Annotated in this window: 19 protein-coding genes; 5 read left to right on the plus strand and 14 right to left on the minus strand. The window is 66.0% G+C overall.

The features are described from left to right. Positions 1-4 precede the first annotated feature (4 nt). Genes CH276_RS05445 through CH276_RS05480 form a run of 8 tightly spaced genes read right to left on the minus strand, consistent with a single transcriptional unit; the run spans position 5 to position 8,824 of the window. Entirely contained in the window at positions 5-991 is a 987-nt protein-coding gene (locus CH276_RS05445; protein ID WP_254924159.1) for a glycoside hydrolase family 16 protein, read from the minus strand. After that, the gene (locus CH276_RS05450; RefSeq protein WP_094630279.1) at positions 988-1,692 is read right to left on the minus strand and encodes a DUF998 domain-containing protein; all 705 of its coding nucleotides are present in this window, start codon (positions 1,690-1,692) and stop codon (positions 988-990) included. The genes CH276_RS05445 and CH276_RS05450 overlap by 4 nt, the downstream gene beginning before the upstream one ends. After that, positions 1,689-2,969, minus strand: a complete 1,281-nt coding sequence (locus CH276_RS05455; RefSeq protein WP_094630280.1) for a hypothetical protein — start codon at positions 2,967-2,969, stop codon at positions 1,689-1,691. Before CH276_RS05455 ends, CH276_RS05450 begins: the two co-directional genes overlap by 4 nt. Beyond that, entirely contained in the window at positions 2,966-4,648 is a 1,683-nt protein-coding gene (locus CH276_RS05460; protein ID WP_176459114.1) for a lipopolysaccharide biosynthesis protein, read from the minus strand. The genes CH276_RS05455 and CH276_RS05460 overlap by 4 nt, the downstream gene beginning before the upstream one ends. Beyond that, positions 4,645-6,417, minus strand: a complete 1,773-nt coding sequence (locus CH276_RS05465) for a hypothetical protein (RefSeq protein WP_254924160.1) — start codon at positions 6,415-6,417, stop codon at positions 4,645-4,647. The genes CH276_RS05460 and CH276_RS05465 overlap by 4 nt, the downstream gene beginning before the upstream one ends. 43 nt (positions 6,418-6,460) lie before the next feature. Next, on the minus strand, positions 6,461-7,408 hold the full coding sequence (locus tag CH276_RS05470) for an amino acid--[acyl-carrier-protein] ligase (RefSeq protein ID WP_094630281.1): 948 nt from the start codon (positions 7,406-7,408) through the stop codon (positions 6,461-6,463). Then, complete coding sequence (locus CH276_RS05475) at positions 7,408-8,562, minus strand: acyl-CoA dehydrogenase family protein (RefSeq protein WP_032396093.1); 1,155 nt, start codon at positions 8,560-8,562, stop codon at positions 7,408-7,410. Before CH276_RS05475 ends, CH276_RS05470 begins: the two co-directional genes overlap by 1 nt. Positions 8,563-8,566: 4 nt before the next feature. Next, positions 8,567-8,824: an acyl carrier protein gene (locus CH276_RS05480; RefSeq protein ID WP_032396368.1), complete on the minus strand. Its 258-nt coding sequence runs from the start codon at positions 8,822-8,824 to the stop codon at positions 8,567-8,569. Between the two features lie 268 nt (positions 8,825-9,092). On the opposite strand from CH276_RS05480, the gene CH276_RS05485 reads away from it, so the two are divergent. Together CH276_RS05485 and CH276_RS05490 are read left to right on the plus strand one after the other, a co-directional pair. Then, the gene (locus tag CH276_RS05485; RefSeq protein ID WP_176459115.1) at positions 9,093-10,484 is read left to right on the plus strand and encodes a rod shape-determining protein; all 1,392 of its coding nucleotides are present in this window, start codon (positions 9,093-9,095) and stop codon (positions 10,482-10,484) included. A gap of 174 nt (positions 10,485-10,658) precedes the next feature. After that, entirely contained in the window at positions 10,659-12,593 is a 1,935-nt protein-coding gene (locus tag CH276_RS05490; protein ID WP_094630283.1) for an Hsp70 family protein, read from the plus strand. 6 nt (positions 12,594-12,599) lie between these two features. Here CH276_RS05490 and CH276_RS05495 read toward each other — a convergent pair whose 3' ends face one another. Further along, entirely contained in the window at positions 12,600-13,124 is a 525-nt protein-coding gene (locus CH276_RS05495) for an Lrp/AsnC family transcriptional regulator (protein WP_176459116.1), read from the minus strand. 116 nt (positions 13,125-13,240) lie between these two features. Between CH276_RS05495 and ald the strand changes: the two genes are divergently transcribed. Next, complete coding sequence (gene ald / locus CH276_RS05500; protein ID WP_094630285.1) at positions 13,241-14,323, plus strand: alanine dehydrogenase; 1,083 nt, start codon at positions 13,241-13,243, stop codon at positions 14,321-14,323. A 74-nt stretch (positions 14,324-14,397) separates the two neighbouring features. Here the strand turns inward: ald and CH276_RS05505 are convergent, their stop codons facing one another. Continuing rightward, positions 14,398-15,750, minus strand: a complete 1,353-nt coding sequence (locus tag CH276_RS05505) for a YibE/F family protein (RefSeq protein ID WP_094630286.1) — start codon at positions 15,748-15,750, stop codon at positions 14,398-14,400. A 215-nt stretch (positions 15,751-15,965) separates the two neighbouring features. Next, positions 15,966-17,216 (minus strand): pyridoxal phosphate-dependent aminotransferase, encoded by a 1,251-nt coding sequence (locus CH276_RS05510; RefSeq protein WP_032396087.1) that lies wholly within the window; start codon positions 17,214-17,216, stop codon positions 15,966-15,968. Between the two features lie 101 nt (positions 17,217-17,317). Here CH276_RS05510 and CH276_RS05515 point away from each other — a divergent pair, with 101 nt between their 5' ends. Beyond that, positions 17,318-18,022, plus strand: coding sequence for an SOS response-associated peptidase (locus CH276_RS05515; RefSeq protein ID WP_032396367.1), 705 nt, complete (start codon positions 17,318-17,320; stop codon positions 18,020-18,022). Positions 18,023-18,029: 7 nt separating this feature from the next. Here the strand turns inward: CH276_RS05515 and CH276_RS05520 are convergent, their stop codons facing one another. Next, positions 18,030-18,257: a DUF3263 domain-containing protein gene (locus CH276_RS05520; RefSeq protein WP_032396086.1), complete on the minus strand. Its 228-nt coding sequence runs from the start codon at positions 18,255-18,257 to the stop codon at positions 18,030-18,032. A 101-nt stretch (positions 18,258-18,358) separates the two neighbouring features. Here CH276_RS05520 and CH276_RS05525 point away from each other — a divergent pair, with 101 nt between their 5' ends. Next, positions 18,359-20,272, plus strand: a complete 1,914-nt coding sequence (locus CH276_RS05525; protein ID WP_094630628.1) for a dipeptidyl-peptidase 5 — start codon at positions 18,359-18,361, stop codon at positions 20,270-20,272. Here the strand turns inward: CH276_RS05525 and CH276_RS05530 are convergent. Further along, on the minus strand, positions 20,265-20,534 hold the full coding sequence (locus CH276_RS05530) for a hypothetical protein (protein ID WP_032396085.1): 270 nt from the start codon (positions 20,532-20,534) through the stop codon (positions 20,265-20,267). The genes CH276_RS05525 and CH276_RS05530 overlap by 8 nt on opposite strands. Before the next feature lie 89 nt (positions 20,535-20,623). After that, the gene (locus tag CH276_RS05535) at positions 20,624-21,625 is read right to left on the minus strand and encodes a hypothetical protein (RefSeq protein ID WP_094630287.1); all 1,002 of its coding nucleotides are present in this window, start codon (positions 21,623-21,625) and stop codon (positions 20,624-20,626) included. Between the last annotated feature and the right edge of the window lie 38 nt (positions 21,626-21,663).

The raw sequence follows: 21,663 nt of genomic DNA on the forward strand, positions 1-21,663 counted from the left end.
GGTCTCAGTCGGTGCGATACCGCACCCAGTCGACCGACATCGTCGCCGGGAACGGCGTGGAGTTGTCGGTGGGACCTGGCCAGTCGCCGGCGACCGCGACGTTGAACAGCAGGAAGAACGGCTTGTCGAAGACCCAGTAATTGTCGCCGCCGATCAGGTCGTCCGGAGTGACGGTGGCCAAGGTGGTGCCGTCGATACCGGTGGTCACGCGACCCGGCGACCGCTCGACCCAGTAGGTGTGGAAGTTCTCGGACAGCGGCTCCGGCGGAATGCCGCCCGCGTCAACTTTCTGGCTCGTCAACGAATCGGGTTGGGGGGCATGGATTCCGGTGTGGTACTGGTCGGCCTGGTTCAGCGTCTCCATGATGTCGATCTCGCCGGACAGCGGCCAGCCGACGGAGTCCAGGTCGGTACCGAGCATCCAGAAAGCCGGATGCAGTCCGGCTCCGGCCGGCATCTTGATCCGAGCCTCGACGCGGCCGTAGGTGAACTCGAACTTGTCCTTGGTGGTCACCCGGGCCGAGGTGTACCCGTCACCGTTGCGCATCGCGTTGACGACCATGTTGCCGTCACCGTCGAGAGACGAGTTCTCGGTCGAATCGGTGTAATTCTGCTTTTCGTTGTTGCCCCAACCGGTCTGGCCCACGTCGTGACTCCAGCGGTCGTCCGACACGGCGTCGCCGGCCGTCCCCGAGAAGTCGTCGTAGACGGTGAATCCGGGCTTGGCGGCGGCAGTGTTGGACGCCGACGTCGTGGAACTCGCGTCGATGGTGCCTCCAGCGGTGGAGTCGGGATCGATGTCGGCTCCGTCCGAGCGGTGAGAAAGCCCGTACACCGTGCCTGCCACGACCAGACCGAGCACGATCAGGAACGCCAGAACGGACGGCCACCGCCGTCGGGGAGGCTCGACGATGAGTCCGGTTCCGGGAAGCCGCGAAACCTCGACGGTCCCCGCGCCGGACTCTCGGCTGGATGCGGCGTGACGACTCACGTGGTCTCGTCGCCGGTCTTCGGTACCCGCGTCGCCTTGAACTGCGACACCGACAGTACGACTATGCCCACGAGGAGCGCATAGGTGGCGATACGTTCCATGGAGCCGATACCGAGTCCGAACTCGTGACCGCTCATGTAGGCGAAGTAGCCGGCCAGCCCGACGGCTCCGAGCGCGGTGACCACGACGCGGATGGGGCGTCGCAGGCTTCGGTGCCCGCCCGCGATGACGAGGCCGAAGTTTCCGAACACGAAGAACACGGTGGCCCCGAACGAGTGGATCGGGTAGTTCACGCCCTGGTTGACGACGCCTGCGGTGATGGCACCGGCACCTGCGACGACGAAGAACGAGGCGGCTCTGCCGTCGATTCGGCGGACGATGTACCAGGATCCGCCCACGGCCGCGATCGCCACGCCGAACAGCACCATCGACGCGTTGAGCAGAACGTAGAGCTCGCTGCACGGCCAGTTGCCGGTGGGCCCGCAGAACGGGATGCCGAGCTCGCTGATGTAGTTGTTCCGGTAGCTGTAGAGCCCGCGCCACGTGGCCGAGACGATGTACTCGACGAGGACGAACTGCACCACCGACAGGCCGGCCCACCGAGCGACATGGGCGACGAAACTCGAGCGCGCGGGCGCGACGGTGTCCGACGTCGGCCGGTTCGCATCGGGTTTCGTGGGGCGTTTCGCTTCGGTGGTCATGCGGTCTTCTCCTGAGGGGCGAGCAATGCGAGGGGGTCTGCCGCTACGAGATCGAGTGCGGCCTGCACGGTGTGGCTGTCGAAAACATTGTCGTGGAACGACGCCGAGACGAAGACGACCGAACCGATGGTCTCCATCGTGATCATCACCGACTCCGGTCGACCCGGATCGGCGATCACGAAGAAGGCGCGGTCGGCGGGCTCGGCCAACCAGGAGACCGGCTCCAGCTGCCTGACTCTACCGACATCGGAGTACATGAGCTTGACCTTGGGCCGGACCGGTACGCGGTCGTCGAACACACCGGACACGGCCCGGTGCTCTCGCTTGTACTTGATGGTGCTGATCGTCGCCGACGCGATGGGACGGCCCTTGGCGATGGCACCGGCCAGTGCGTCGTGCACGTCCCCGGCCGAGGTGGGATCGATGTCGGTGAAGCCGATCCCGGCCGCGAAGTTGCCGAGCACCACGGACGATGGCGGAAGGTATCGCCTGCAGTCGAACAGGAAGGCAGCAGAACGATCGAGGGGGAACGACGTGCGGGCGAACGCCGAGGCCACCGCAGCGCACATCACCGCGCTGACGCTCGCGCCGGGCAGATGGGATTCCCGCCACCGCCGGATTGCGTCGGTGGTACCGAGCCGGGTCACCGCGGTGGCCACCGCGGCCGAGGGTGCCCACGGCCGAAATGCGGTCGGCGACGGGGTGTCGGGTGCGGCGGCCGAGGTGGTGGACTCGTGGTTCGAGCCGGGGCGTACGCGGTCGTAGATCGTGTCGACGACTTTCCTGGGATTGCGAACGACCCAGCGCAGTAAGGCCTTTCGAAGAGGATGGCCGTCCACGGCACGGTCGGCCCACGCCGGAAGCGGTGCATCCGGACGCGCGTCGGCCAGGTACGCGAACAGGTCGACCGGCAACAGAGCGTCGCCGAGACCGTGATTGAGATCGAGGAACAGGTAGCGACCGGCCAGACGCATCCGAAGAGGAATTCCGGGCGTGGACGCGTGCGAGAACTCGGTGAGTTCCTTGGCCAGTTGCTCGTGACCCACGGCCGGTCCATCGGCGATGTGCTCGAGCACCCGCTCCGGTTCGTAGACCCAGCCCGCCGAAGACTGGTCGGCGCGCAGGCCCAGCCGTGTGGCAGGACCGATCGAGGCCAGTGCGAGTACGCGGCTCTGCACCCGGGCGAGATCGCCGAAGTCCGCCGGTCCCAGGACGGTCACGATGCGCGAATCGGACCGCAGCATGTCCAACGAGCTGGCGCGATAGGTCTGAGTCATGGTGCCGTCCTGTGTTGAGCATGGACCGGAATACGGCGCGGTGACGGATCGTCGAGCGGCGGTGGACCGTCCTGGCGCTCACGTGGATGCGGTTCACGGTGCCGAGGTCCACCGTCTCGGGGTTGTCGGTGACGCGATCGAGGCGATCCGGCGTCGTGATCGTCGATCGGCCCGCGAGGTCCGGGGGAGTCCGACGGACCCGGGTTCCCACCGGACTCGCCGTTGCTACCTGCGGACAGTTCACGAATCCAGCGAACGAGCGGCACGATCAGGACGACGGCACCGAACGCCTCGGCGGCGAGGTACGCCCAGCCGACGGCAGCGATGCCCATCGACGACGACAGTGCCACCGAGCCGCCGATGATGATCGAGGTGGCCACCACCTGCACGATCACGGCCAGTCGCATGCGTCGACGGACGCGGGCCAGACCGTCGTACAGCGAACCGACGACCGACAGTGGGATGGTCAGCGCGGCCAGCTGCACGATGATGGTGCCCTGATCGCGGTAGCCCTGGCCGATCAATCCGAGGCCGAACGGCGCGATGAACGCGAGAAAGATCGACCCGCCCAGTGCGACGATGCACACGAGCGTCATGAACCGCTTGGTCAGGCGGTGGAACTGCGCGGGGTGTGCCGCCACCTCGGCCACGTACGGTCCGATCAGAACGCTGATCAGGATGTAGAGGGCGCTGACGATCGACCAGGTGAGGGAGAAGTACGCGTTCTCCTCGGCGCCGAGGGTGGCAACGACGATCATCGGCACGAGCAGCGGAGCGAGCGAGCCGAGAGCGGTGATGCCGTATGCCGAGCCGAAGTAGGCCCACATCTCGCGCGTGGGCGGAAGGTCCGGCTTGCCGGCGTACCGCTGTTCGGTCCGGACGTTCTTCATGATCGCGCGCAGGACGAAGATCGACGCCACGACGGCGGGGACCGCCCAGGCGGAAATGATCGAGGTACTGCGCTCGGTCGCGAAGAGGGCCAACAGCAGCACGAACTTGGCGACGGCGTGGAAGACGTTCTTGGCGGCCGCCCAACGTGCGACGCCCAGGCCGGAGGAGGTCTGATCCTGCAGCGCGAACACCGCGAGCACCGCGACGAAGAACGGGAACGACACGATCTCGGCAGTGCTGGTGAACATCTCGTCCACCGGCGCGACCAGCAGGAAGCCGCCGCCGAGCACGAACGCGAATGCCGTGACGGTGAGGTAGCCGCGCACGATGAACGACTTGGCCAACCGACCCGAGATCGGCAGGAATCGCTCGTACATCGAACCGAGGCTCAGATTGGACAGCGTCGAGAGCATCACCGCCGAGGTGATGACGGCCGACGCGCTGCCCACTTCGGCAACGGGATACAGCCGACCGGCTGCGGCCCAGAACAGCAGGCCGAGAGCGCCGGTGATGGCCGTCGAGAGCATCAGGGCCATCGAGTTGAGCGCGAGATTGCGATCGGAGGCCTTCGAGCCCGGTCCGCTGTCGGGTTGCGGTCGTTCGACGACGTCGGCGATCGGGGAAACGTCGACCGAGTGCACGGCATCGTGCCGAGGTACGGTCGGCACCGGCATCGTCGGGCTGTTCATCAGACCCAGGTCGAACCGAGCCGGTTCGACCGGATACCACCGAAGTTGTTCGAGCTGTTCGTGCTTGGGCGGCAGGATCCTGGGAGCGCGGTGCTTCACAATCGAACCTTCCCCACCGGCACGGGCGGCGACGGGGCGGCGATCTCGACGTCGAAGGCAGCAGAGGCGGCCGTCACCAGTTCGGCTCGTACGTTCTCGCGCAGATCGCGACCGTAGAGCGAGTGATCACCGGAGTCGAAGGAGGTGACAGTGGGTACCGACGATCGACGCTGAAGTCGGCGCATTCCCTCCGGGCCCCGATTGGTCTCGAACCAGGTGGTGTCGCTGGGGGAGAGCAGAACCCGCGTCTGCACCTGACGGTCGCTGAGAATGCGCAACGAGATCTCGGGAACCTGGATCAATCCGCGCCGTCCGAGCCAGATCCACAGCGCGTACGGAATCCGCGGCTGCAGTGCATTCTTGGTCCGCACACCCCAGTGGTGGAGACGGTCGAGTGCGCGCGCCTTCAGTCCCGTTTCCTCGATGTGCATCGAGGAACGCTTGACGAATTCGAGACGACGAGTGGTCCAGTCCAGGGTGTTGAGCAGCACTGCGGCCCGAACCCCCAGTTCCCTGGCGGCGAAGCTGGAATACCATGAGCCCGAGCACATTCCGGCGACCATGACGTTGTCAGGAGTGGTCCCCGACTGCCGGACAGCGGTGAGCGCGTCCTCGTTGCCTTCGTCGCTGTAGAGCCGGGTCAACTCCCCATCGGACACGATTCCGCTCTCGCCGGTGCCGCGTCGATCGAAACGCACCGTGGAGACTCCGAAGCGGGGCAGCAGCCGCGCCAGCTCCACCCACATGCGGACCGGGCCGACGCGGTGCTCGTTGGCAGTGGGGTACAGTACCACGGTCGGTCCGCCCGCCCGGCATCGATCCGAGGTGGACCGAATCGCGAAAAGCTGCTGTGCACCCAGGTATTCGATGTTCTCGTGGATTCCGTCGACCACGGACGTCGAGCGATGCTTCAGCTCGATCTCTCGTGCGCGCTCGACCGGAAATCTCGATGCCGTCCACGTCGCGAGGTAGGCGATGTCGGCCGTCGGGATGATGACCTCGAAATCGCTCGGCTCGAGAAAGTCGTCGTGAGCGGTCAACGTGTGTTCCTGAGCCGCGAGAGTCTCGACCAGCTTGCGTACCGGCTTCGTATCGCCCCGCTCGGCGCGGGTGGCGACGAGCACCGGCGCGTCGGTACTCGTATTCGCGGCGTCCAGTGCGGAGAAGTCCGCGGCCGAATCGGGATGCAGCACAGCGCCGATGATCGACACCCTGGGATCGGACTCGGAGTCGGTGGTGACGCTCACCGAATACAGCGCGCGCTGTTCGTGCAGATACGACCGCCCTTTGACGACGGGATCCCACAGCGTCAACGCGGTCAGTGGCCCGCACTCCGCGGCGACCGAACACGCCAACAAGGCACCGACGCGTAGACCGACGAGGCCGACCTCGCTCACCCCGCAACCTCGAACGTAGTCGACGGCCTCGACGATGCTCCGCCGCCAGTGCTCGACCGCGCCGGGCTGATCCTGATCACCCCACGAATCGCCGGTGCCGCGGTAGTCGAACCGCAGCACCAGAAGTCCCTGCTCACAGAGCTTCTGCGCAAGCAGGGTCATACCGCGATACGAATCGACCTGCTCCTTGCCGAGCGGCGGGCACAGGACGACGCCGCCGCGTGCCCGACCGCCGGACGGCACGTGGACGGCACCGAACAGCGGCGAATCGGACGGGCCGAACCACGTCGGGTACTTGCCGCCCGCCGTACGTGGAGAGGACTCGGCGGGAACTGAGCCGATGCGCCGAGGAGCGGTGCGGGAGCTGTTCACAGATTTGGTCCTTCGTGTACGTACACGGGTGAAGCGGGAACGATCAGTTGCGCAGTGCGGCAGGCCAGCCCGATCGATCGAGTCCGTGGGTGCGGAGCATCGCCAGTGCGATGCGTTCCATGCCGAAACCGACGCACGCGCTGTGGGCGGGTTCACCGTCGACGGTCTCGATGCCGAAGGTGTGCCCGAAGTGATCACGGTGGCAGTTGCACGAGACGACCGCGGTGCCCTCGTCGAGATCTCCGTAGAGCTTGACGACCAGTTCGGTCTTGAGGTTCTCGTTGCGCTGGTTCGCCGCGAGCATGCGTCCGGCGCGACCGAAGAAGGGATCGTTGGCGATGACCGCCTCGGCTTCCAGTCCCAGATCCGCCAGCACCTGGAGCCCGCGCGGTACCCAGCGTTCGCGGTGTGCCACTGCTTCGTCGGGGGTGCCGACTCGGACGAACTCGTGCATCCGAAATGCCTGCATCCGAGCCGGATCCACGGCGGGCTCGTGCCGGAAGCAGTAGCCGTAGATGTCCATCAGCGTGCCCTCGTCGGGCAGCGTGCCGGTGAGCATCGAGTACGACGGGTGGCACGCAGCCGAGACCAGCATGGTGCCCGCGGACTGGAGGAAGTGATCCCAGTCCTTGCCGTCGGACCGCTCTGCCAACAATTCCGCGTGGGCCCTGTTGTCGCCCTCGAACGTGTTGATCGCACCGGTGAGGTTGGGGAACGACGCGATGTAGTCGGTGCGCTCGAACGCTTCTCGTGGAAAGACCGGAGCGAATCGAAACCTGGTGGCCTGACGGCCGTGTTCGGCGACCCCGGCCGCGGTGACTCTGGCGTCGACGAACTCGATGATGTCCTCGAATTCGCCACTGCGCCCGTACAATCCGGGAATCGAACTGGGTACCAACAAGCGGGCGTCGATGAGCTCGGCGCGGAAAGCTGCTCGGGCGGAGTCGAGTTCGCTGATCTCTGTCTCCGGTGCGGAATGCGTGGTAGTCATCACTTGCCCTTGTAGACGAGGGAGAGCTGAGCGTTGTGACCCAGAATGCGTTCGTTGCTGACCATGATCGCGGACCCGTGTGCATCACGAAGATGACGGCCGATGCTCATCTCGCCGCCCTGTCGGTAGCCGGAGATGCCACAGATCTGCAGAGCCTTGCCGACGATGTCGATGACGAGCGAGGATGCGGTGACCTTGACGTTGTTGATCTTGAGCGCGAAACCGATGGCTCCGAGCTCCGCGGGGCTGTCGGCGATCGCCTCGAACTTGGCTGCGGCACCGAACACCGTGTCCACCAACTGCTCGTGCACCACCATCAGCTCCGCGAGACGCAGCGCGCTCGGCGGCGGCGTTCCCGGAGTTTTGCGTGCGGCCTTCTGGACCGACTTACGGGCCTTGGTGACCGCGGCATCGGCGATACCGAGCCACGCGGATCCCCACAGCACGTGCGCCACCGGGAGCATGGTCTGAGCGGAGATGTCGCCGTAGTTGTCGCCGAGGATGTTCGACGTCGTCGTGCGTGCCTCCAGCATGAAGCCGGGACTGCAGGTGCCACGGAAGCCGAGGGTGTCCCAGGTGCCGGTCTTGACCAGCGTCACGTCGGGCTTCTCGCACACCACGAGCACCTGATCGCTCGGCGGGCTGTCCACGCTGCGCCGCGCCGTCGCCAACACGATCTGTGCGTACTCGCCGTAGGAGATGACCGGTGCGTTCTTGCTGAGCGTGATCTGCTCGCCGTCGTACTCCACCGCACAGCTGCTCGAGCGAACGTCGCCGCCGATGTTGATCTCGGTGGTGGCAGACGCCACCAGTATGCGATCGGTCACGATGCGACGCTGCAGGTCTGCCATCGCGTCGGACTTGCCGTGGCGGACGATGCTGAGCACCTGCGACTGGTGCATCACGAAGATCATCGCCGTCGATGCGCACTCAGCACCGAGAGCACGCGAGATCCGCGCTATGTCGGTCAGTGTTGCCCCGCCTCCGCCGAACTCCCGCGGAATTCCGACCCCGAGCAAGCCGGCGTCGCGCAGCGCATCCACCGATTCGGTGGGAAAACGGGCATCGCGGTCGACCTCGTCGGCATAGGTCCGCAGTACGGCCAGCACGTCGGTGATCGACTGGTCGATCGAGCTCTCGTAGACGGTGGTCATGGCCTCAGTCCGTCAGCTGGGCGATGGCCGCGGCTATCGCGTTGATGCTGCCGAACGTCGACTTCTGCAGCATCGTGTCGGGGAATTCGACGTCGAATTCGTCCTCGAGCGCGATCATCACGTTGACGCTGGCATGCGAGGTGAGGCCGCTGTCGTAGAGATCGGCAGCCTCGTCGATGCCCTCCACGGGGACCGGCAGTTTTCCGAATTTCTCCAGAACGGTTCGCACTCGAACCACGTCGTGAGCATTGAGCGTCTGCATCGAAACCTCCACCGATCGCGTTAACCACGAGACCGGACGGCCTCGTCGTCGACTCAGGGTCGGCTGGCTGTGCGCCTTTTCGACCCAAAGTCTCCCCAGACCCCTCCAAACAATATCGTAGATTGTTTAGTAGCGTTACCGGGATGCCCGCATCGGGTTCGAGGACCGCCGTACACTTCGAGTGGAGCGGGGGCTCGTACGGACGCCCGATCGGGCGTCGAAACACAATCTGCGAAGGACTGTCTGGTCTATGGGTGGCGTCTGCGGGGTGTCAGTGGGTACCGGTGCCGTGCGCATCGCGTACATCGCCGACGGCCGCCGCGTCGAGGACTCCATCGACGCAGAGGGCGCACACGACCTGCTGCCGGGCAAGCTCGTCGACCTCGGACCGTTCGAGGACATCGTGCTCGCCGGGTGGGACACCGCAGCCGTGACGGCTCTGCTGGAGACCCTCGGTGACGGCACCGTACCGAAAGCCCGCATGGTCGAGGAGTCCCGCGCCCTTCTCGCCTACGCCCGCACCGTTCCGGAACTGGCCGACAAGGACTACGTCCTGGTCGTCGACCTGGGCAAGAAGGGACTCTCGGCCACCGCACTCGACGTCGCAGGCGAGTACGTGGAGTGGACCGCACGCACCGTCGACATCAGCGGCGACCGCTTCGACGAAGTGGTCCGAGGCATCGTGATGGCGAAGGGAATTCTGCCGGCTCCGGTCGGACCCGAGGGCGACCAGGAGTACCAGGCCTTCTTCCGGGAACTGAAGGAACTGGTGAGCTCGTCGGTGGGCGTCAGGGCTCCCAACCGCGGCCCGATGTTGCTCAGCCGAAAGGAGTTCGAGCGAGAGATCACTCCGCTCGTCTCCGACGCCTTGGACTGGGCCTCCAAGCAGGCACCCGACGCGGTACTGCTGATCGGCGGCGGTGCAGCCATTCCCGCAGTGCGCACCATCATCGAAGACAAATGGAACGTCCCGGTCCACGTGCCCGACGCCCCTGCGATGGCCGTCGCCAAAGGCGCGGCACTCGACGAACGACCCGCCCGAGCCTCGCTCGACGCCGATGTGGGAACAATCACTGTCCCGGACGATGCGTCGGAGCTGCTCGACGCACCCGAGGCGCTCGCCGCTCCCGACACCCTCGATGCACCGGACACCTTCGTGCTCGACCCCGTCGAGGAGTGGATGGTCGACGGCCTGACCGTCGACCAACTCGCGACCGAGGACCTGACGATCCCGTCGACCACCTTCGAGACCGACCTTCTCGAACCCGTACCCCTCCAGCCCGAGGTGTCGGAACCGGCCGTACCCGAGCCCGGCGTCGTTGCCGAGCCGGTACGCCGAGGCCGCCGCACCTGGTCGATTCGTGACGCGTCCGTACTCGCCGCTGTGAGCGTGCTGATCGTCGCGGTGGTGGGATTGGTGTTCACCCGAGGAAACACGCCGCCACCCACCCCGCTGATCGAGCAGCAGATTCCCTTCGATTCCACGTTCGCCGCGGCCCTTTCCGCCGCCGCGGGTCCCGCCGACGAGGCCGCGCCGGGTCCCGTCGAATTACCTGTCCTCGGGCCCGCTCGACTGTCCGACGCGGACCTGTACGAGCGTGCCTTCAGCTACGACGGCGAGATGTACCAACCGGTCGTCGATCCGGAGCTGCCGGAATAGACCGGGGGTCTTGTTCGCGCGGGCCGCTCGGGGAACGCGACCGGTTCCGTCACGCGCGGGTGCGCAGCCCACTGGGGCGCGCGCCCCGCCGATTCGGCCGAAGCGGTAGCCTGGCGCTCTGGACGGGGTGTACCGCGTCCGAGAAACATTGTCGATCGAAGTGAGGCCTGACGCGTGACTGTGCTGCTTGGGGTGTCCATGGGGACCCGAGCCGTGCGCACGGCGCAGCCCCGAGCCGAGCAGTTCGGGGCACCGGTCGCCGATCCTTCCGGCCTGGTCAGCGACATCGACCGGCCGCTGTTCTTCCGCAACGAACTCATCGACAGCGTCGGCGGGGACCTTCCGCATCTGGCCGCCGAATCGATCGGTGCGGCAGCCGAAACCGAGCCCGAACTCGCCACCGGCGTGGCCTACCGCGACCCCCGTCAGGCCGACGCCCTGCATGCTGCCCTCAGCGGTGCGCACCTGCACAACTATCACCTGGTCCACGAGGTGGAAGCTGTCGTCGAGTACCTGGCGGCGACCGGTGAAGCCCGCAACTGCAGTTCCGTGGCCCTGTTCGACCTCGGAAGTTCCGGACTGACCGTCAGCGTCGTGGACCTGGTTCAGCGCACCGTCGTCGCCTCGCAGCGATCCGGTGAGTACAGCGGAGATCTGATCGACGCCTACGTCCGCAACAATCAGCTCCAACGCCTCGGCAAGCAGTCGACCGACCCGGACATGGCGCTGTTCGAGAAGCGCTGCCGAATCGCCAAGGAACGCCTGTCCACCCAGGACGCGGTGTGCCTGCCCGATGCGAGCGGGATGATCCTGCTCTCCCGTGAGAACTTCGAGCTGCTCATCACCGACCTGCTCGACGAGGCCATCGAGTTCGCTCGCGAGGTGATGATCGGGGCCAACGTTCCCATCGACGCCGTCGTGCTGATCGGCGGCGGCGCACGCATGCCGATCGTGCAGCAACGCGTCGGACCGCTGCTCGAACTGCCGTCGATCGTGCCGACCGAGCCCGAGACCGTCGCGGCACGTGGGGCCGCACTGACGGCACGGCCGCATTCGCGCACGCGAACCGGAACCCGGCGATCGCCGGACGCTCGTAGGCCGGTGGAGTCCGCCGCACCGATCGCACCCACGTCGCAGGTACGCGCGGAACCTGCTCCGGTGCCACCTCCGCTTCCCGCTCCGGTCCGGCCGGTCCCGGCTCGCGCCGATTCCCAGCACGCCGCGCCGGCCGCACCAGCGCCAGGGCCCACTGCAGCGCGTCCCGTCCCCGCCCGTCCCTGGATCGCGGCGGCACCGATCGGCGAGGGCTCGAAGTCTCAGGACACGGTGTCCGATATCCCGGTGTCCGATGCCCCGGTGTCCGAGGTCGCGGCCGAGCCGATCGAAACGGTGGAGGGTTTCGCGTCCTCGAGATTCACCGACTCGTCGGAGTCCGGTGCAGTCGAAACGGTTTCGGACACGACACCGGTAGTGGAAGATGTTCTCGACGACCACGTGCAGGGGGCGCGGGTCGACGGGGAGGTCGTTGCGTTGAGTACGAACACGGGGGATTCGTCTGCCGAGGGCTCTGTTGCCCAGTCCGAGGCAACCGACGACGGCAAGCCGGTTCCGTTCCAGCTGAAGAACGTCTACTGGCTCGACGCCGATTACGACGACGACGATGGCGAGGACGATCGCACCCGGGCTCGGCGCAGGCTTCGCACCGGAGGTGTTCTCGCACTGGGTCTTGCGTCGGTGGTGGGCGTCTCCGCGTTCATGCTCACTCAACAGAACACACCGCAGGTGGTCGACACCTCGGTCAGTCGCACCCAGGCCGAGGTGCCGGCGGTCACCACGACGGTGCCCACGTCCGTGGTGCCGGCTCCGGTGTTGCCGCCGCCCGCACCGGAGACCACCGTCGCACCGACCACGGTGCCGCCGGAGACCGAGGTCTACCAGGAGCCGTGGACGCCGGAGCCGACGACGACCACGACCACGGCCGAGCCCGCACCGCCGCCGCCCGTCGAGTCCGTTCCTCCGACGACGACGCAGCAGCCGCCGCCGCTGATCCCGGGTTTCCCGGACTTCACGTTGCCGGTGTTCCCGCCGGTCGCTCCTCCCGCTCCCTGATCGAACTCACTTGTCCGCGTGCTTGTTTCGCGGTCGGATGTGCTCGAAGATCAGGATGGTCTCGGTGGCGGCCACGGCCGGGTCGGCACTGAGATTCTCGACGACGAAGTCGCGCAGAGTGGCGGTGTCGACGGTCGCCACATGCACCAGGAAGTCGTCCGCACCGGCAATGAAGTAGATGTTCAGCGTCTCCTTCCGTGAGGCGATCTTCGATCCGAATTCGCTGATGCGGCGTCGAGCATCAGCTTGCAGCCGCACCGAGATCATGGCCTGGATGCCCTGGCCGAGAGCCTCGGGGTCGATGTCGGCGTGAAAGCCGCGGATGACGCCACGTTCGACGAGGGCGCGAACCCGGGCCAGTGCGGTGGACGGAGCGATACCGGCCGCCGCGGCGAGCGCGTTGTTGGGTGTGCGGGCGTCGCGGCGGAGCTCGTCGAGCAGGATGTGGTCGATTCGGTCCAGGGGGACCGGCCGAACATCGTTCGGCTGCGCACCCTCTTCGACCCCCTCGAATGAACTATTGCGTGCCATTTCTCGACTGTACAGAATTATGTTCACTTCCGTTGCGTCGATTTCGTAGATAATTCATAGTTGGCCTACACGGATGGAGCCTCGGCTTCACGTCACCCACCACCGAGGAGGCCGCCATGAAGATCGGAATTCCACGCGAGATCAAGAACCACGAATACCGGGTGGCCATCACCCCGGCGGGCGTGCACGAACTGGTCTCGCGAGGACACGAAGTGATCGTCGAAACCGAGGCAGGGGCCGGATCGTCGTTCACCGACACCGACTACAAGGCCGCAGGTGCGCAGATCCTCACCGATGTCGACGAGGTCTGGGAGACGGCCGACCTGCTGCTCAAGGTCAAAGAGCCCATCGCCGAGGAGTATTCACGCTTGCGCAAGGGGCAGGTGCTGTTCACCTACCTGCATCTCGCCGCATCCAAGGAATGCACCGACGCGCTCCTGGGGTCGGGTACCACAGCCATCGCCTACGAAACCGTCACTGCGGCAGACGGTTCCCTGCCGTTGCTCGCACCGATGAGTGAGGTTGCCGGACGCCTCGCGCCCCAGGCCGGTGCCTACCACCTGATGTCGAGCGAAGGCGGACGTGGAGTTCTCATGGGCGGAGTTCCCGGAGTGCGGCCCGCCAACGTCGTCGTCATCGGAGCCGGCGTTTCCGGAAAGAACGCCACTGCAATCGCTTTCGGCATGCACGCCGACGTCACCGTGCTCGATCTCGATGTGAAGGCGCTCCGCGCCATCGACGATCAGTACCGCGGGGCCGTCAAGACGCTGGTGTCGAACGCCTACGAACTCGAACAGGCCGTTCTTGCAGCAGATCTCGTCATCGGTGCCGTACTGGTGCCCGGCGCGAAAGCACCGAAGCTCGTGTCCAACAGCCTGGTCCAGCGCATGAAGCCGGGTTCGGTTCTGGTCGACATCGCCATCGATCAGGGTGGCTGCTTCGAGGACTCGCACGCAACCACCCACGCCGATCCCACGTACAAGGTGCACGAGTCGGTGTTCTACTGCGTCGCCAACATGCCCGGTGCCGTACCGCGCACCTCCACCTACGCGCTCACCAACGCCACCCTGCCGTACGTCGTCGCCCTCGCCGAGAAGGGTTGGGAAGCTGCATGCGAGGCGGACCCGGGGCTGAAGGCGGGACTGAGCACGCACAACGGCGCCCTGCTCTCGGAAACCGTCGCGGCCGCTTTCGCCTGAGGAGCGGCTGCGCCGCACGTGCACGGAAATTCGTAGCCCACTACGAACTTCTGCTCACATGGGGCGAAGCCGCTCTACGCACTGTGGCGGCCGGAGCGCCGGGTCTTGCGGGTAGGTACCGCGGCCCGGCGCTCTGCTCGGTTCGAGGTTCCTGCGACGGTGATCGGCCGCGCCAACAGCACAGCGATCGCCGTGGTCAGCGGAACCGACAACGCCAGCGCCACACCGCCCACCGCGGACCGAACGATCTCGATGGCCACCGAATCGCCGGTGAGTACGTCCTGGATGGACCGGTCGGCGACGCTGAAGAGCAGCAGCAGCGGCAGCGCGCCACCGGCATAGGCGAGCACGAGCGTGTAGACCGTGCTGGCGATGTGGTCACGCCCCACCCGCATCGTGGCGGTGAAGATCTCGCGCCGCGACGCCGTCTCGTCCACCGAGGCGAGCTCGAAGGCGGCCGAGGCCTGCGTGATCGTCACGTCGTTGAGCACTCCGAGCGAGCCGATGATGAAGCCGGCCAACAGCAGGCCGGTGACGCTGACGTTGCCGATGTACGTCTGTACGGCGGTGTTCTGTTCCTCGGACAACCCGGTCAGGTGGGTCATACGGATGGCGACGTAGGACAGCACCGCCGCCACCGCCATGGAGGTCAGAGTGCCCAGCAGCGCCGAGCTGGTGCGCAGATTCACCCCGTGCGCCAGATACAGCACGGCGTAGAGGATCACCGCCCCGGCGACGAGGGCGACCGGAATGGCGGGTGCACCGTCGAGCAGGGCGGGCAGCATGAACACCACCAGCACGGCGAACGCGATGAGCAGCCCGACCAGTGCACGGAATCCCCGCCAGCGCGCGACGACGCAGATGACCACGGCGAACACGCCGACGATCAGCGCCAGCGGCAGTCCGCGGGAGTAGTCGTTGAAGGAGTAGCGGACTCCACCGGCGGGGTCGGTCTGCACGACCAGCCGGATGTCCTCACCGGCGCTCAGGCTCGGTTGGCCGGGCCCGGGCGCGATCTCGAGTACCGTGCGCTTGCCTGCGTCGGCACCGGTGGTGATGTCGACGATGCTGCGCTGACATTCGTACGAGTCGTTGACCGCAGGCGTCGGGTCGCCGGTGAACGCCCGGCCTGCGTCGGGACTTCCGCACGGCCCGATGCTCTGCGAGGTGATGGTGCCTGCCTCGGTGGACACCGCGCCACCGCCTGCGGTCTGGAACGGCAGCGGGATGTCGATGCTCTGCTGGCTGGGCCACAGAGCGACGGCCCCGCCGATCACGGCGATGGCTATGGCGACCAGCAGTCCGACGACCACCTTGGCCGCCACCGGTCCCAACGGCACCGGTGAGTCGCTGTGGCCGTGACCATGACCCACATGAGATCCGAGGCTCGGTTTACTGCCGTCGGAAGGACTGCCGTGTGATTCCACGGTGTCAGGCTAGTGGCCGATGCGAGGAGCTCGGTGGCGGGGAGCAGGGGGGGCGTCCCCCGCCACCACCTGACCGACCCGGGGGGGGAGGGGTACGACCAGGGCTCGCGGGCACCGAAGTGCCGTCCGCCAATGTACAGATCATTCGTCGTTCAGGCGGGATCGCCCCGATGTTTTGTGCATCACTTTCAACTACTTTTCGGTAACTTCGTGTCTCACTGCTTGTACGACGCGAGGAAATTGCCGAACCTCTCGATTGCCACGGCCAGATCTCGTGCCCACGGCAGCGTGACGATGCGCACGTGATCGTGGCCGGGCCAGTTGAATCCGGTGCCCTGAACCACCAGGATCTTCTCCTGCAGCAGCAGATCCTGGACGAGCTTCTCGTCGTCGTAGATCTCGTGGACTTCGGGATCGAGTCGCGGGAACGCATAGAGTGCACCCCGCGGTTTGACGCACGAGACGCCGTGGATCGCGTTGAGCTTCTCCCACGCGACGTCGCGCTGCTCGAGCAGTCGGCCGCCGGGCAGGATCAGATCCTCGATACTCTGATATCCGCCGAGTGCGACCTGAATGGCATGTTGCGCAGGCACATTGGGGCACAGTCGCGTCGACGCGAGGAGGTCGATGCCCTCGATGAAACCTGCGGCGTGGGCCTTCGGTCCGGTGATCGCCAGCCATCCGGCGCGGTACCCGGCCACCCGATACGCCTTGGACAGGCCGTTGTACGTCAGGCACAGCAGGTCGGGAGCCAGGCTCGCCAGCGAGGTGTGCTCTGCGTCGTCGTAGAGGATCCGGTCGTAGATCTCGTCGGCGAGCAACAGCAGCTGGTGCTTGCGCGCCAGATCGACGATGCCTTGCAGTACCTCTTTCGAGTACACCGCGCCGGTCGGATTGTTCGGGTTGATCACCAGCAGTGCGACGGTCTTCGGGGTGATCTTGGACTCGATGTCCGCCAGATCGGGATTCCACCCGTTCTCCTCGTCGCACATGTAGTGCACGGCCTTGCCACCGGACAGCGTCGTCATCGCCGTCCACAGCGGATAGTCCGGGGCCGGGATCAAGACCTCGTCACCGTCGTCGAGCAACGCCTGCATCGTCATCGTGATGAGCTCGGAGACTCCGTTGCCCAGATAGATGTCGTCGACGTCGAGCTCGGGGAAACCCGGTTCGAGCTCGTAGCGCGTCACGATGGCCCGTCGCGCCGACAGAATGCCCTTGGACTCCGAGTACCCCTGGGCCACCGGCAGCGCCGCGATCATGTCCCGAACGATCACGTCGGGGGCCTCGAATCCGAACGGTGCCGGATTGCCGATGTTGAGCTTGAGGATGCGATGCCCCTCGGCCTCGAGCCGGGCGGCATGGGCGTGTACCGGTCCGCGGATCTCGTACAGCACGTTCTGCAGCTTGGTCGATTGCTGCAACGTGCGATAACGCGGCTGGGAGTGGATCTGCGGAGTGGTCACCCGTCACATCGTGCCAGGTGGGCGGTATCGGTTTCCACGAGGTTGTTTCGCGCGGGGTTGTTCGAGCGCGTTGTCGGTGCCGGGTGGAACAATCTCGTTCCATGTGCGGACGGTATGCCAGTACCCGGAGTGACAGCGACCTGCAGGCGGTGTTCGACATCGCCGAGACCGTCGGTGCGGAGGTGCCACCGTCGTACAACGTGGCCCCCACACAGACGGTGCGGACAGTGCTCGAACGGTCGCCGAAGGACGAACCCGAGGCCGACGCCGTGCGGCAACTGCGGTCGGTGCGGTGGGGCCTGATTCCGTCGTGGGCGAAGGACGCGAAAATCGGTTCCCGACTGATCAACGCCAGATCCGAGACCATCACCGAGAAGCCGTCGTTCAAGAAGGCGGCAAGCCGTCGACGATGCATCGTCCCTGCCGACGGGTACTACGAGTGGGAGAAGCGCGACGGCGCGAAGGTGCCGTACTTCTTGCACCAGGACGGCGTGCTCGCGATGGCCGGGTTGTACGAGCTGTGGCGAGACCCCACCAAGGCCGAGGACGACGAAGCACGTTGGGTCTGGTCGGTCACCGTGCTCACCTCGCCTGCCGCCGATGCGCTCGGCCACATCCACGATCGCTCGCCCGTCGTGCTCCCGCCGGATCTGCGCGCGAGTTGGCTCGACCCTGCGGTGACGGACCTCGGTGACGTGCGAGACCTGTTGGCCGCGATCCCGGAACCACGGCTCGAGCCCTACGAGGTGAGTACCGCGGTGAACAGCGTGAAGAACAACAGCCCGGAGCTCTTGACGCCGGTGTAGGGGTGGCTCAGGCGAGTCGCAACCGGCAGATGTCGGCGATCGCGGCCCGTTCGTCCGGCGTCAGCTCCTCGGCGACCGGCGAATCCAGTATGCGACGCAGTCGCTGGAAGTAGGTACGCGCGTCGACGCCGAATGCCACGTAGATGTCCTCGTCGCTGCCACCGCCGTACCCACGCCAGGTTCGGCCGAATGTCAGAATCTCGTGGTCCACCGAATGGGTAGTGGTCCGGCGCATGGTGTTCCCCCTCGTATTACTTGCCTCCCATCATCCGGGTCACGGTTGAAGAGCCGGTGAACACTGCGTTACGTGCGCGTCAGTTCACTAGGGTGGTCGGGGTGACCGCACTCGCCTTCGGATCCTGGCCCTCACCCATCACCGCAGCAGATCTGTCCTCGGCGGGCCACCCCGTCGAGGGTGGTTGCTTCGTAGGCAGCGAGATCTGGTGGTCGGAACTGCGGCCCGCCGAGCAGGGCAGGACGGCCATCTGCCGCTATGTCGACGGCGAAGTGCAGCCCATTCTGCCCGCACCGTTCAACGCCCGCACCCGCGTCCACGAATACGGCGGGGGAGCCTGGACCGCGACGGCAGACGGAGACCTGGTGTTCGCCGAGTTCTCCGATCAACGCGTCTACCGACTCACCCCAGGCGGGGCACCGGTACCGCTGACTCCGAAACCTGCTGTGGCGTCGGCCATCCGGTACGGCGATCTCTCGGTGGTCGGCACCGACGTGATCGCAGTTCGTGAGATGCACGACGCAGGCGCGGTGTCGCGAGACATCGTGGCCATCGATCTCGGCGGCGGTGGGGTGCGTTCGCTGGTGGCGGGCTCGGACTTCCTTGCGTTCCCGAGACTCTCGCCCGACGGCACCCGAATTGCCTGGATCGCCTGGAACCATCCGCAGATGCCCTGGGACGGAACAGAATTGCGCGTGGCTTCGCTGGCCGATCCGTCGTCCTGGACGGTGCTGCTCGGTTCGACCGAGGAATCGGTGATGCAGCCGGAATGGATCGACGACGAATCGCTGTACGTCATCAGCGATCGAAGTGGTTGGTGGAACCTGTATTCGGTCACGCTCGACGGTTCGGTGACTCCGCTGGTGACGCTCGACGCCGACTTCGGGGCTCCGCTGTGGCGGTTGGGGTCGATCTGGTATTCGGTGCTGGACGACGGGAAGCTGCTCACCGTGCGCACCGTCGGCACCGACACGTTGGCGGTGCTCGATCCTGCCTCCGGGGCACTGGAGGACATCACGCTCGACGGTGTGACCTCGGTGGGGCTCGGTGGGCGCGCCGGGTCGACGGTGCTCCTCAAGTGCAGTGGAGCCAGGGTGGCAGCGGGGTTGTTCGCCCTCGACCTGGAATCCGGCGACCTGACCTCGGTACGTTCGGGTTTCGAATCCGTACCCGACAGCGCATACCTGCCCGAGGGACGTCAGGTGACATTCCAGGGGCCAAACCGTGAGGTGCACGCCATCACCTACGCGCCGCGCAACCCGTCGTACGAGGGCTTGGACGGTGAACTGCCGCCGTACGTCGCGTTCGTTCACGGCGGCCCGACAGCGCACGTCGCCCCTGCTCTGAACCCGTTGTTCGCCTACTTCACCAGCCGCGGCATCGGCGTCGTCGATGTGAACTACGGCGGGTCGAGTGGATACGGCCGCGAATACCGCAACCGGCTGCGCGGGCAGTGGGGAGTGGTCGACGTCGAAGACACCATCGCCGCGGTGCAGGGGCTAGCCGACAGCGGGCTCGCAGACCCACTCCGGTTGGCCATCGAAGGCGGGTCCGCAGGTGGTTGGACGGTGTTGGCCGCGCTGACATCTTCCGACGTGTTCGCCTGCGGTGCATCGTACTTCGGCGTCGCCGAGCTGGAGTTGTTCGTCGCCGAGACCCACGACTTCGAGTCCCGCTACATCGACGGGCTCATCGGACCTCTGCCCGAGGCAATCGACCTGTACCGCACCCGCGCGCCGGTCAACAACGTCGACGGACTGTCCTGCCCGGTGCTGTTGTTGCAGGGGCTCGACGATCCGATCGTGCCGCCGTCGCAGGCCGAGCGGTTCCGAGATGCCATGGTGAAGAAGGGAATTCCGCACGCCTACCTGGCCTATGCGGGCGAGTCGCACGGATTCCGCAAACTGGAAACGCAGGTGAACGCGCGGGAATCAGAACTGTCCTTCTACGGCCAGGTGATGGGCTTCACTCCGCCCGGAATCCCGGAGCTGCAGTTGTGGCGTCCCGCTAGCTGAGTGGTGGGTGCGCGCGCTTCGCTTCCAGAAATTCGAGGAGCGCGCTGGGGATGGCGCAGTACTTGCTGTTGCCCTCGGACAACCTGCTGCCCACCTCGAACGCTGCCTTGGACGGGCCGTCGTTCTCGAGGATGAGGGCACAGAGGCGCTCGTCGGTGCGGCCGGACTCGCAGCACTGCTCGACGTGCGCTCGGTCGTCGGGGGTCAACGCCGTCCACCACTCGTCGTAGCGGCGAAAGAGCTTGTCCGCGTCGTCGGTCATGCCTGCTCCCTACTTGTCGGTACGCCTTCGGGTCCGACCATACTCACGGTGTCCGATTCGGGCACTTTCGAGGGGGGTGCTCGGCAACCTCACACCGCTTGTGCAGGGTGCGCGCCCGTGTTTCGACGCGACGAGGGGCGAGCGGTCGGTAGAACGGTCGCTCGGTTGCCCAGGTTGCCTCGTGCGGCTCTGTCGGCAGCGTCGCGGATCATCCGATCGACGAGCTCGGGGTGATCGAGATCCGACCAGGCGATGCGCACCACCTGGCGGCCGGTTGCGCGAATGCGATCCTCGCGACGCTTCTCGTCCCACAACACATCGGCCGCAGACTTCCCTTCGGGCACGTAGCGTCCGTACTTCACCTTGCCGTCGAATTCGACAACGGTCTCGAGGTCGGGCAGATCGAAATCCACGCGCCCGACGAAACCGCGGGAGTCCGTGATCGGCACCTGCAGCTGCGGTGTGTAGCCCAGCTGATGCAGCACTACTCGGGCACGTGACTCCCCGACACTCTCGGACCGGCCGTCCATGAATTCCGCGACTCGACGCGCCATCCGGTTGCCTGGATGGTTCGGACATGAATCTAGCGCTGCAACAACATCTTCGGAGGTGAGCCCGCGGTTTCTCGCAGCGAAGTCCGCGATGCAGACGGCCGTCTCGAACGGAAGCGTGCGAGCACAATCGGCAACCGTGCGCGCCGGACCGGTGACACGCACGCCGCCGAGGTCGACGATCTCTTCGTCGGTGTACGGCGAGGTGTGCACTGCTCGAACGGCACTGCTACGACCGCCGCCCCGGGCACGATTGCGGGTGATGTGCACCCGGCTCAGGTCAGCATTCCACACGTCGAGACCATGGAATATCGCTGCGCTCACATGGCTGACCACGGCATCGGGAGCGATGGTCGCGTCGAACACCGCCTCGGCGATGACCCGATGCTTGTCTTCCCTGGGCAGTGCGTCGAATTCGTCTCTGCTGACGAACCGTCCTGGACGGAGTCGACGCCACGCTCGCGTTCGGCAGTAGCGCTGCAACTCTGCGTCGGAAATGCCACGGGAGAGTGCGTCGGATCGCGAGACGATGCGGGTCATGAACGAATGCTCTCGGGCGCAATCGCTTTCGACAACCC

It is taken from the genome of Rhodococcus sp. 06-470-2 (genome assembly GCF_002258235.1).
Taxonomy (GTDB): domain Bacteria; phylum Actinomycetota; class Actinomycetes; order Mycobacteriales; family Mycobacteriaceae; genus Rhodococcoides.

Excerpts from the sequence above, each read along its gene's own strand:
- CH276_RS05450 (WP_094630279.1), bottom strand. The coding sequence starts at position 1,692 with ATGACCACCGAAGCGAAACGCCCCACGAAACCCGATGCGAACCGGCCG.
- CH276_RS05455 (WP_094630280.1), bottom strand. The coding sequence starts at position 2,969 with ATGACTCAGACCTATCGCGCCAGCTCGTTGGACATGCTGCGGTCCGAT.
- CH276_RS05470 (WP_094630281.1), bottom strand. The coding sequence starts at position 7,408 with ATGACTACCACGCATTCCGCACCGGAGACAGAGATCAGCGAACTCGAC.
- CH276_RS05475 (WP_032396093.1), bottom strand. The coding sequence starts at position 8,562 with ATGACCACCGTCTACGAGAGCTCGATCGACCAGTCGATCACCGACGTG.
- CH276_RS05480 (WP_032396368.1), bottom strand. The coding sequence starts at position 8,824 with ATGCAGACGCTCAATGCTCACGACGTGGTTCGAGTGCGAACCGTTCTG.
- CH276_RS05495 (WP_176459116.1), bottom strand. The coding sequence starts at position 13,124 with ATGGCACGCAATAGTTCATTCGAGGGGGTCGAAGAGGGTGCGCAGCCG.
- ald (WP_094630285.1), top strand. The coding sequence starts at position 13,241 with ATGAAGATCGGAATTCCACGCGAGATCAAGAACCACGAATACCGGGTG.
- CH276_RS05515 (WP_032396367.1), top strand. The coding sequence starts at position 17,318 with ATGTGCGGACGGTATGCCAGTACCCGGAGTGACAGCGACCTGCAGGCG.
- CH276_RS05520 (WP_032396086.1), bottom strand. The coding sequence starts at position 18,257 with ATGCGCCGGACCACTACCCATTCGGTGGACCACGAGATTCTGACATTC.
- CH276_RS05530 (WP_032396085.1), bottom strand. The coding sequence starts at position 20,534 with ATGACCGACGACGCGGACAAGCTCTTTCGCCGCTACGACGAGTGGTGG.
- CH276_RS05535 (WP_094630287.1), bottom strand. The coding sequence starts at position 21,625 with ATGACCCGCATCGTCTCGCGATCCGACGCACTCTCCCGTGGCATTTCC.